At 39.1% G+C, this 10,555-nt stretch carries 10 protein-coding genes; 6 read left to right on the top strand and 4 right to left on the bottom strand.

Going from position 1 to position 10,555, the window contains the following annotated elements:
- Positions 1-536: 536 nt before the first annotated feature.
- The 3 genes from ACE1AT_RS04230 (at position 537) to ACE1AT_RS04220 (ending at position 3,034) form a co-directional block, all read left to right on the top strand.
- A complete protein-coding gene (locus ACE1AT_RS04230) occupies positions 537-1,511 on the top strand; it encodes a cysteine synthase A (RefSeq protein ID WP_374866053.1) in 975 nt (324 codons plus the stop codon).
- Between the two features lie 239 nt (positions 1,512-1,750).
- On the top strand, positions 1,751-2,038 hold the full coding sequence (locus tag ACE1AT_RS04225) for a ferredoxin (protein WP_374866052.1): 288 nt from the start codon (positions 1,751-1,753) through the stop codon (positions 2,036-2,038).
- A 63-nt stretch (positions 2,039-2,101) separates the two neighbouring features.
- Positions 2,102-3,034 carry a DUF5331 domain-containing protein gene (locus ACE1AT_RS04220; protein WP_374866051.1) on the top strand — a complete coding sequence of 311 codons (933 nt, stop codon included), beginning with the start codon at positions 2,102-2,104 and terminating at the stop codon, positions 3,032-3,034.
- Positions 3,035-3,158: 124 nt separating this feature from the next.
- On the opposite strand, the gene ACE1AT_RS04215 is transcribed toward ACE1AT_RS04220, so the two are convergent.
- A complete protein-coding gene (locus ACE1AT_RS04215; protein WP_374866054.1) occupies positions 3,159-3,692 on the bottom strand; it encodes a YdcF family protein in 534 nt (177 codons plus the stop codon).
- 457 nt (positions 3,693-4,149) lie between these two features.
- On the opposite strand from ACE1AT_RS04215, the gene ACE1AT_RS04210 reads away from it, so the two are divergent.
- Positions 4,150-4,611 carry an HNH endonuclease gene (locus ACE1AT_RS04210; protein ID WP_374866050.1) on the top strand — a complete coding sequence of 154 codons (462 nt, stop codon included), beginning with the start codon at positions 4,150-4,152 and terminating at the stop codon, positions 4,609-4,611.
- A 42-nt stretch (positions 4,612-4,653) separates the two neighbouring features.
- Positions 4,654-4,815, top strand: a complete 162-nt coding sequence (locus tag ACE1AT_RS04205) for a hypothetical protein (RefSeq protein ID WP_374866049.1) — start codon at positions 4,654-4,656, stop codon at positions 4,813-4,815.
- 44 nt (positions 4,816-4,859) lie between these two features.
- On the opposite strand, the gene ACE1AT_RS04200 is transcribed toward ACE1AT_RS04205, so the two are convergent.
- Complete coding sequence (locus ACE1AT_RS04200; protein ID WP_374866048.1) at positions 4,860-5,957, bottom strand: tocopherol cyclase family protein; 1,098 nt, start codon at positions 5,955-5,957, stop codon at positions 4,860-4,862.
- Positions 5,958-6,227: 270 nt separating this feature from the next.
- Between ACE1AT_RS04200 and ACE1AT_RS04195 the strand changes: the two genes are divergently transcribed.
- Entirely contained in the window at positions 6,228-8,489 is a 2,262-nt protein-coding gene (locus tag ACE1AT_RS04195) for a hypothetical protein (RefSeq protein WP_374866047.1), read from the top strand.
- Positions 8,490-8,556: 67 nt separating this feature from the next.
- Here the strand turns inward: ACE1AT_RS04195 and ACE1AT_RS04190 are convergent, their stop codons facing one another.
- Complete coding sequence (locus tag ACE1AT_RS04190) at positions 8,557-8,859, bottom strand: DUF2288 domain-containing protein (protein WP_374866046.1); 303 nt, start codon at positions 8,857-8,859, stop codon at positions 8,557-8,559.
- Between the two features lie 217 nt (positions 8,860-9,076).
- Entirely contained in the window at positions 9,077-10,114 is a 1,038-nt protein-coding gene (locus tag ACE1AT_RS04185; RefSeq protein WP_374866045.1) for an AI-2E family transporter, read from the bottom strand.
- Positions 10,115-10,555: the final 441 nt, after the last annotated feature.

The raw sequence follows: 10,555 nt of genomic DNA, 5'->3' as shown, positions 1-10,555 counted from the left end.
TGGTTGTGCCATTCAAAATCAAATATTTTGTACCCTGCGGGAAGCAAGCTACGTCTCGTCGCTGTGGTTTTCTTTGTTTTTGCTACGCTCAAATACAATCAAACCACGCAACTCAACTCACTCGCAATTCATCTCACACCTACCCGATAGGGAGGTGTGAGCCTTCTCGCTGTTAAAGGTAAAAATCAAATTGACCGGGAGTACCACGGTTTTGAGCTATGGCAGTATTAGGTATAGCAAGACTAGTTAGTAACAGGGAAGATGCGACTAGAAATTTCTTTGCCTGCATATTAATAACGAATTTACCGTAGCGTAAAAGTTATAAAAAATACATTAACACCAGATTATAAAAACGAAAAGCTTTGTTTTGCAGATTTTTGAGTGCGTAGCACAGCTATGCTTACTTAGTATATTCTGTATAAAATTACTCGCGATATATTTCTACTTGTGAATTCATTCCTTGTAATTTTGTCTTATCTGTATTAACACCAGAATAAGTAAGAATTTTTATAAGAACAAACTAGGTAAATTTCAATATGGATATCAAAAACGGCTTTGTAGGTACTGTTGGTAACACACCACTCATTCGGTTAAACAGTTTTTGTGAAGAGACTGGTTGTGAAATTCTCGGTAAAGCAGAATTTCTCAACCCTGGTGGTTCCGTAAAAGACCGCGCTGCACTCTATATTATTGAAGATGCGGAAAAAAAAGGCTTACTAAAACCTGGTGGCACAGTTGTAGAAGGAACAGCAGGCAATACTGGTATTGGATTAGCACACATTTGTAATGCTAAAGGCTACAAATGCCTAATTATTATTCCTGATACCCAGTCTCAAGAAAAGATGGATGCTTTGAGGGCATTAGGTGCGGAAGTTCGTCCCGTCCCTGCTGTACCCTATAAAGACCCCAACAATTACGTCAAGTTATCCGGTAGAGTCGCCAGTGAAATGGAAAATGCGATTTGGGCGAATCAGTTTGATAACTTAGCTAATCGTCAGGCCCACTACGAAACCACAGGGCCAGAAATTTGGAAACAAACAGAAGGAAAAATAGACGGTTGGGTAGCAGCAACTGGAACTGGTGGTACTTATGCAGGTGTATCTTTGTTTCTCAAAGAAAAAAATCCAGATATAAAATGTGTAGTTGCTGACCCGATGGGTAGCGGACTTTACAGCTATATCAAAACTGGCGAAATCAAGATGGAAGGCAATTCTATCACAGAAGGTATTGGTAATAGTCGGATCACCGCGAACATGGAAGGCGCACCAGCTGATGATGCGATTCAAATCCATGACCAAGAAGCCCTACGGGTAGTTTATCAACTACTGCGGAAAGATGGTTTGTTTATGGGTGGTTCTACAGGTATTAATGTCGGCGCAGCTGTAGCCTTAGCAAAACAGCTGGGGCCAGGACACACCATCGTTACCATTTTGTGTGACAGTGGTTCTCGCTACCAGTCACGGATATTTAACAATGAATGGCTACAATCAAAAGGGCTTTTACCAGAATAGACTATTATCTCAGTTAAAAAGCTATATTCCCTCTTTGTGTCTTAGTGTCTATGTGTTTCAATAATGATTTTTTCAACACCCTTCGGGTTCGCCAGTCCCCCTACTCTTACGAGAAGCCGCTTGCGCGTCTACGTGACGGAGACCGCCAAGACGGGGGCTGGTCTCACCAAGACACTAAGACACCAAGAAATATTAACAGCAAAATAAACTATCAACAAACAGTACATTACTAATAACAAATGAAATGTATTCGTGTTTGCCAAAATCGTACTTGTCGTAAGCAAGGGGCTGCTAAAGTATTAGCAGCTTTTGACGTTATATCTGTCCCTGATGTAACTGTAATGGGTAGCGGTTGTTTGGGACAATGCGGCAATGGGCCAATGGTATTGGTTGTGCCAGATATGATTTGGTACAGTGGCGTTTATCCCAGCGAAGTACCTTTAATAATTGAACAGCATTTATTGGGTAATCAAATTGTAACCAAAATGCTTTATCATCGGTTTCATCCTCAAGGACAAAAACAATAAATTTTACCGTGAACGGATACGTTTGAAAATGGGTTAAAGGGTAAGGGGAAAAGGGAAGATTTCATGAATATTGAGCAGCTACGTGAATCCTTAAAGCTAAAGTGGGTGAAATACTATTTTCAAAATCGTCCCTGGTTAGTAAAAATGCGAATCTGGGGTACTTATGATGGTGAACGTCGCCCTTCTTCTGGCTTTATTTTGGCAACTTTATCTGTTTTAGAACCAGAACTGGATGAGATATTGCCTTTACTTTTGGAATTAAATAATAACCCAGATTGTATAGTTACAGCTTTGGGTTTAAATTTCAATCCTGAAGAACAGCTGCATTTACTTGAAGGTCATAATAATGATGATGTAGAGGTAGAAACAGTTCAGGAAAAAAGACTTTCTGAAACATCAACTAACACTTACGTTGATTCTCAACCTCAAGTTTCACTTTCATCAAAGACGTTACATCTATCCCAAAAACACTTAGAAACGAATGCAGTTGTGAAGCAGGATATTGGTAGTAGAGTCAGTACGCAAGTACACAATCAAAAAAAATCTGGATCATCGCTGACTGTGGTAAATAAATTAGAAAGTAGGGGTACATCAGTACCTGCATTGGCGGTGATTAATAGAACTAACAATGGCAAAGCTTTACCTGCACTTGCAGTTATTGGTAAAGCTGAGAGTAACATTAAACCGACGTCTACGCCATTGCTGACGGTGATTAGCAAAACCGAAAACAGTTGTAATAGTGGTAATAATAGTAAACCTGTGCGATCGCTCCTCATTAGCAGTAACATCAACAGGGAAACTCAGCCAGTATCATCTGTCATCCCTAACAGCAAGCTGGACAGTAAAACCAAGTTAGCATTGATACCACCACAAGACCTGATAGATAATGTCAATTCAGCCCCTACTAAGCAAAACTATAAACTCGCTTCCTGGGTAGATGACTTTTGTCAAGGTGCAAGATGGGACAAAGACGAAGCTATTTATATTCCCTATTGAGTTTTTTTCTAGAAATCATCAGGTTCACAAAACACTGATTTTTGAGCGTGATTAATATTACACAATTGAGAAGCGATCGCTACCATTTCTTTTTAACAATCCAAAATGGTAGCACTGATCTACTTCAATTTTTCTCTGGTAATTCATCTCCACCTGCATACCCAGTAGCCACCCAAACTAATGATCTCACGCCATCGCGGATAGATTTGCCAATGGGTTCTGCTTGAGAACTACTAGAAGGAACTGATACTGGTTTAAAAGTAATTCCTCGACTACCCAAAACAATCTCACCGATGACTGTGGCGCGTCTCATATGATAGTCAGAAGTAATTAAGTAAACATTTTTGATGTTATTTTTTTCTAAATCCTCTACTAGGGTGGTAAAGTTTTCTACTGTATTATTGGCTCGATAATCCAAGTGTAAGCGTTGATGATTAATCCCTGCTTTGGCAAATACTTTTTTTGTTGCTGTTGGGGGACTACCTCCAGAAATCCAAATTGGTAAATTGGGATGCTTACGAGCAAAATCGGCCGTAAATTTTTCTCGTTCTAATTTTTTTGTGGAACCACCCAAGACTAAAATTGCTTGCGGTTGTGTAAGTTGACCTTGGATTTCCTTATAACCCCACAACGTGACTAGTGGTAGGGTGAGAATCATCAACCGAGAAGATAGATTTTTGAATAGTGGCTTTTTCAAGGTTCTATAAGTTCGTCAGCTTCAACAAATGTTCTTGAAAAAGAATTGAGAACAACCAAAATTTGAGAAATTATCCCAAATTGATTTTTGGGTGATTTTCTTTTTTGGTAAGCGATCGCAAATGCCAAAAAACAAGAGACATCGATCAACTTGCTGCTAGATTTTAGCTGCTATTGGCGCAGATGCAAAGTGTTTGTGCAACCTCAAATATTAAACTTTTTTTGACGACGGGACTGGCCAGACTCGAACCGGCGACCTAGCGCTTCAGATTTGTGTGAGTTTCCCCACTCTCTGGACTATACCTTCACCATAGACTGTGAGTCTTTAGGTGGTGGCTTTCTAGTCTCTACACCTTCCTGAGAAAACTAACAGTCATATACTGTATAGTTTTAATGCTCAGGCTTGGCTCGGTATTCCCATGAAATGTAAAAACTGTGGTCTAGCAACTACCAATCCTACGTTTTGCTCTCGCTCTTGTGCCGCTTCTTACAATAATCAGAAGCATCCTAAAAAAACCAAGAAATTGAGATTTTGCAAACACTGTGGGCTTGAAATCATAGGTAGAAGAACTACTTGTGATTCTTGTAACCCGTTTTACGTGGATTGGTCAAGCCTTACTCTTGCTGACATTAAGGCTAAGGCTTTGTACCAGCATTCAGCTAGAGTGCGTCAAATTGCCAGAAATATATACCGTCAATCAGATAAACCTAAAAAATGCGCTGTGTGCGGATATGACAAGCACTATGAAGTGTGCCACGTAAAGCCCATTAAAGACTTCTCTCACAATACGCCGATTTCTCAGATTAACGATATCGACAATTTGGTAGCTCTTTGCCCTAATCATCACTGGGAGTTTGACAACGGTTTACTCATTTTTTAGGGTTCACCGAATTTAACCACATTCACTCATAGAGTTTCCCCTATGGTGCCCGATAGTTCAGGAGGCGCTCGCTCTATCCAACTGAGCTACAGCCCCAAAATTATGGATATCACTCTCCATGATACCACTTATAACAGTTATCAGTTATCAGTTACCAGTTATCAGTTATCATTTTTTCGCTTGGGTGGAAATTCTCCAGCATAGGCATAAAATGACTGTTCACTGTTCACTGCTTACTGTTCACTGTTTTAATGAGACTGCCAAGCATCATTCCAGGGCCCACCGCCTATTTCTAATCCACAAGCTGAACTGTGTGCTTTCAGGATAATTTCTGTGTGATTATGCTTTTTTTCTCGCAGTTCTATGTGTAATTGCCCTTGTAAAGTGTCACGACAGCAAAATAGCAAGCCATCTTCTGTGGGCGCACGTAAGGGAGTTCCTGGTAAATCAGTGATTCCTGTTAATTCAACTTCGTAGTGAGAATTTTGGGCTTGCATTTGCCATTTACCCCAAGATTGAATATTCCAGCTAACTTGGGAGTTCCAAGGCACAAACTCGTAAAATTTGCCTTGATAGTGGATACCAATCATTGCTACAGATTCCATCCACCACAGCACCCCCCGTCTACCACCGCCAGCAGTTAAGGCTAAGTCAGGAATTTCTGAAAAACTATTGCAGTTTGCCCAAAACCATTTTTGAGGAAAAGCGCCACCCCAGTTTTTTTCACTGTAAGCAGGGGCGTTAGTAAATTCGTAGCGTTTGCCATTCCAGTCTATCCAACCGCTAGCCAAGCCATAAGCCATCAAAATTTGCCAACCTGGTTCAAAAATCTGCAAAAATGACAACCAACCTGCGGTTGATTGTTGTATGCTAGTGCGATTTCCCCAACCATACACAGGTTGAATGTTATATTGCCAACGGCAGTATTGACCAGTGCTGGGATCGCTGATTATGCCTTGATTTAAGGTAGCTGTGGCTTGATAGCCTTGTTGCACATGAAGCTCAAATTCTTCTGGTAGCAGGTAAAGGGGTTGAATGTCTATATTGCTTTGACCCCAATGACCCAAAGCTAGCACATCTGGCTTTGCCCAAAAATTCTTGACTTCTGGGAAAGTACGACACAGATACTCATCATTTGGCCCCAAAACTTGTGCTGCACCACCACTATGGGCTTTACCGCCGATGGGGTCTTCGATAGAGTACATAAAGGCGAAGGATTGATCTTCATCAGGTAAAGTAACGCGGTAGTACCAACCTTCAAAAAAGCGACGGCTACTGTGATCCCAGTGATAACCACTGTGAGGAGTTTGGGTGGTGTCAAAAGGATTGCTGAGAAAATCAAGCATGATTTCTGTTGACAGGGATTTAGGAGTGTAAAAGGAGATGGATGTTAGGAAATCGCATTTAAATTCACCTAACACCCTTTTTTAGTATGGGCGATCGCACTTACTTCTTGGCAGTCTCAATGAAACAAGTTTCATCGCCACACCCTACACCTCTACACCTTTATACCCCTACAAACTAGTCCATTCTCCTGCCTGAAGCAGTACCTTTGTTTATCTCTTGTGGGTAATCAGGATTTCTAGGCACAGATTGGAGAACTTTCTTAGCAGAAGATGAAGATAAGTCCTAAAACTACGTTGCGCGTTCTAGCTGTTTTACCTCCCAGCCGCAAGTACAGCAGTCCACCAAATATGACCAAACTCCACTGGCTAGAAGTTACTGAATACGTTTTCCTCTACGCTTCCGCAATTGGAAGCTTGGCTGCTACAGTCACTCAACAAGTTGTCTACGCAGCATTTCCGTTAACTGTAGCCCTTGGTTTGAACATCACAAACCGGGAACGGTTGAAGCGTTTAAATGATCAATATCGACAAAATGCGATCGCCCAATACGATCAATTAGTTGATCCCTTTAGACAGCGCTTAGAAAACTTTGATGACTTTACACAACGATTAAGCCAAACAACTCAACAACAAATAGAAGAATTACGACAAAATCAAAAAGAGCAAAATACTGACTCTAATCAACAACGCTTGGCACAATTTGATGCATTTAGACAACAGTTGATGAAAGCAACTGAGTTACAAATAGAACCTCTTAAACAAAATTTTGATCAACTTAATGCCTATACTCAACAATTAAATACAACTACTCAGCAACAAATCGAACCTATCAAACAACATTTGATTCAACTAAACGCCTATATCCAACAATTAAATACAATCACGCAGCAACAAATCGAACCTCTTAAACAAAATTTTACCCAATTGAACACTTATACTCAACAGTTATATACAAGTATTCAACAAATAGAACCTCTTAAACAAAATTTTGCTCAACTTGATAATTTTACTCAACAGTTAAATGCTAGTACTCAAAAGCAATTTGAACTCCTCAGACAACAAGTAGTAGAACTTAATACTGAGACAAAAAAAATCAGTACCAATCCTCAGCCACAAGTACCAAATCTGGATGCTTTGATTCAACGCTTAGAACAACTAGAAAATTTTGCCAAACAGTTAAATACAAATATTGAACAGCAAATTCAACCGTTGAGACAATATGTCACTCAACTAAATGCTTATACACAAGGTGTAAATAAAAATACTGAAAAACAAATAGAAGAATTTAAATATGCGATCGCACTACTGCAAACAGAAATGCAGAATTTAGCAGAGTCTTTAACTCAAACTGAACAACGTTTGAGTCAAGAAGTCGCAGCCAAAGTCAAACAACCCCAAGTAAATATTACAATCCCAACCCCAGTAAAGCCTAAACCACAAAACACAGTTCTCCATCCCCAACCACCAGAAGTAAACAAAGCTGAGACACTACCAGCTTTACCACCAGTGGCGATGTCTGGCGACAAGCCCCTTCGGGTCTACGCGCCGACAACACCACTGACAACGGAAACACAAAAACCCAAATCTCTCCCTACTTTGGAAGAACATTTAGAACGAGTAGTTTCTGTGGCTTTTAATCCAATTTTGACTGATCCAGCTAGGAGAATATTAGCTAGTGGTAGCCATGACAAAAGCGTCAAACTCTGGCGTTTAGATACTCAGAAAAGCCGCACCTTTACAGTTTCTGGAAAAGTCAATTCAATTGCTTTTAGTCCTGATGGTAAAATTTTAGCCTGTGGCCATGACGACAAAACAGTTAAATTATGGGATGTGGATACAGAAAGAGAAATTTGTAATTTTGTTGGACATAAAGAGAAAGTTTATGCTGTGGCTTTTAGCCCTGATGGCAAAATTATCGCTAGTGGTAGCCAAGATAGAACTATTAAACTTTGGTCTGTTGATCATCAAAAAGAGATAGATACACTGACAGGACATATAGATGAAGTTTTATGCGTTGCTTTTAGCCCCAATGGTAAACTAGTCGCTAGCGGCAGTGGTGATCGGGATCAAACTATTAAAATTTGGCATCTCACTCAAGATAAATTCTTAACTCTCAAAGCCAAATCTGGTTCGATGGGAAGAATTTATTCTCTTTGTTTTAGTCCCGATGGTACAACATTAGCTAGTGGTCATCAGGATAAAACAATCAAATTCTGGGATGTGGAAACTGGGAGAGAAATTAATTGCATCACTGAAAATGATGAGGAAGTTTATTCTGTTGCATTTAGCCCAGATGGAATAACTTTAGCCAGTGGAAGTTACAAGGGAAATCTGAAAATATGGCAAGTAGAGACTGGTGAAGAACTTAATAATATAGCCATTAATCAAGGTGCGATTTATTGTGTTGCTTATAGTCCAGATGGGAAGATGATCGCAACAGCCAATGGAGATAAAACAGTCACACTTGTAAATTTTGAATTTAGAGCAATACGGCGAAGTCGAGAAATAGAAATAGAGAAAGGATTTGATTAATGTGATAATTAGTAATTTGCTAAATTTAGGGTAGCGCAGCTAGCTATGCGCCCCTATAAAATATTTCTTAAGCAGTCAATTTTTCTTGCACTAATACATATGGTTGGACGATTAAAGTATAAAATCGCTTAGTGCGATCGCTATTCCAATTACCCAATTGATCTAAAGAGGGTTTAGCAATCAATTGCTCATCAATCCAGTTTTGGACTTCTAAAACTTTATCACTAGCGATCGCAACCCCTACATCCAATATATCTAATCCTATTGCTACCACAATCACTGCATCTCTTTGCGCGTGGGGAATTAGCCACTCCCACTCTGCTTCATCTAAGTTTTCTGTTAATTCTGCTCTTAAATTCGGATTAGTCATTAGTCATTAGTTAAAGGAACTTTTTACTATTTTAAATAAAGATTACACTAAATTACATATAGCATTCCTAAATCATTCGTGAGAGACAATATCCCCGACTTCTTAGAGAAGTCGGGGATCTGAGTTTTGCGATTATCACAAATTATTAGTTTTTCTACTTCCTTTACCCTTCCCTTTATTTCTTTCCCTATTTTCCAGTCGTTACTAATAATTCTAACTAGACTTCTGACTTCATTTCATCAATCTCAAATATAGAAACTATTACTCCAGCAATCGGAATTGCAATAAAAATTCCCAATAATCCAGCGACTCTCGCCCCTACTAGTAAAGCAAAAAATACTACTACAGGATTAAGATTCAGCGCACCTTGCATAATCCGAGGTGCAATGAGACTATCTTGTATTTGTTGGAGTATGATGCAAGCAACTAATACCTTGAGAGCCAGCCAAACACCTTGAGATAATACAATTAAAGTAATTATACCAACTCCCAACGTTGCACCTATACCAGGAATAATGTCAAGTATTCCGACTATAACTGACAATATCAAAGCGAAGGGAACTTTTAATAATAAAAAAATAATAAAAGTAGAACCTGTGAGAAATAAAGTTAATAACAATTGACCTTGAAAAAAACCTAAAAAATTGCGTTGAATAATACTAGTAAATTTACTACGATGCTGTTTGGGGATCACTTTGATCATCAAATACCAAAGCTTGTCTCCATCCAGAAGCATAAAAAAAGCGACAACTGAGATTAATACAAAAGTTACAAAATTAGTTAAAAATGTTTGGAGAATGGTCAAACTAGCCACAAGTTGAGTTATTGCTTGATTGCGTATCTGTTCTTCAATAATAGTTAAATCTATCTGAATATTGCGTGAGCGAAAAATCGATTCGATTCGTTCTAATAGGGGAGCTAATGAATTTAAAAAAGCTGTGAGGCTATCAATTAATTGTTGTCCTTGTGATAAAATAGTTAAACCAACAGTAATTGTCAAACTACCAATAATCACGATACTGAGTAAAAAAACCAAAATTACTGCTATATGATGAGGCAAAAAACGTTTTAGCCATTTTACTGGATAGCTCAGTAAAAAAGCCAAGATAGTAGCAAAAGTAAAAATAACAATAACTGGTTCAAAATAACCTAAAAGCTGTACAACTGCCCAACCAGAAGCAACCAAAAGCAAAAATCTGACTAAGACGAGATTATTTAATCTAGACCAAAAATTATTGGTTCTAAAGCTACTCATGAATTATTGAGGGTAAGTATATTGAAGGTTAATCTTGCTAAAGATTTTTAAATTTCAGATTAGTAAGTATTTTTGGTTATTTATTATTTGGAAAACCTACCAATATCATACTTATCATTCAATACGGTTCAGTTAAGAAGAAATGTAGGTTGGGTTGAGCGCAAGCGAAACCCAACAAAGTCTTGATAATGTTTGTTGGGTTACTCTGCGAGAAGCCGCGCAGGGCGCGTCTACGTTCCTCAAACGCCAGGTGCTACAACTCTTGGGACCCCCGCAACGCACTGGCTCCCCAACCTACGCTAGGGCTTGCTGAAAAAGAAAGAAAAGGTGACAGTCTCTAGATTATCAGACGCTAGAAGTATATTCATGTGCAAGAGAAGAAGGTAAAATAGCTGAAAATCCTTGCATCACAGGGGTCAGCCCTAACACGGTGTATCATAA

Origin of the sequence: Pelatocladus sp. BLCC-F211, assembly GCF_041928655.1 — a bacterium.
Lineage (GTDB): Bacteria > Cyanobacteriota > Cyanobacteriia > Cyanobacteriales > Nostocaceae > Pelatocladus.
Note: the sequence above shows the minus strand (reverse complement) of the source record. Positions and strands in the feature narration are given on the sequence as shown.

Bases quoted from the DNA above. Each gene is read 5' to 3' on its own strand.
- ACE1AT_RS04230 (WP_374866053.1), top strand. From the start codon at position 537: ATGGATATCAAAAACGGCTTTGTAGGTACTGTTGGTAACACACCACTC.
- ACE1AT_RS04225 (WP_374866052.1), top strand. From the start codon at position 1,751: ATGAAATGTATTCGTGTTTGCCAAAATCGTACTTGTCGTAAGCAAGGG.
- ACE1AT_RS04220 (WP_374866051.1), top strand. From the start codon at position 2,102: ATGAATATTGAGCAGCTACGTGAATCCTTAAAGCTAAAGTGGGTGAAA.
- ACE1AT_RS04215 (WP_374866054.1), bottom strand. From the start codon at position 3,692: ATGATTCTCACCCTACCACTAGTCACGTTGTGGGGTTATAAGGAAATC.
- ACE1AT_RS04210 (WP_374866050.1), top strand. From the start codon at position 4,150: ATGAAATGTAAAAACTGTGGTCTAGCAACTACCAATCCTACGTTTTGC.
- ACE1AT_RS04205 (WP_374866049.1), top strand. From the start codon at position 4,654: ATGGTGCCCGATAGTTCAGGAGGCGCTCGCTCTATCCAACTGAGCTAC.
- ACE1AT_RS04200 (WP_374866048.1), bottom strand. From the start codon at position 5,957: ATGCTTGATTTTCTCAGCAATCCTTTTGACACCACCCAAACTCCTCAC.
- ACE1AT_RS04195 (WP_374866047.1), top strand. From the start codon at position 6,228: ATGAAGATAAGTCCTAAAACTACGTTGCGCGTTCTAGCTGTTTTACCT.
- ACE1AT_RS04190 (WP_374866046.1), bottom strand. From the start codon at position 8,859: ATGACTAATCCGAATTTAAGAGCAGAATTAACAGAAAACTTAGATGAA.
- ACE1AT_RS04185 (WP_374866045.1), bottom strand. From the start codon at position 10,114: ATGAGTAGCTTTAGAACCAATAATTTTTGGTCTAGATTAAATAATCTC.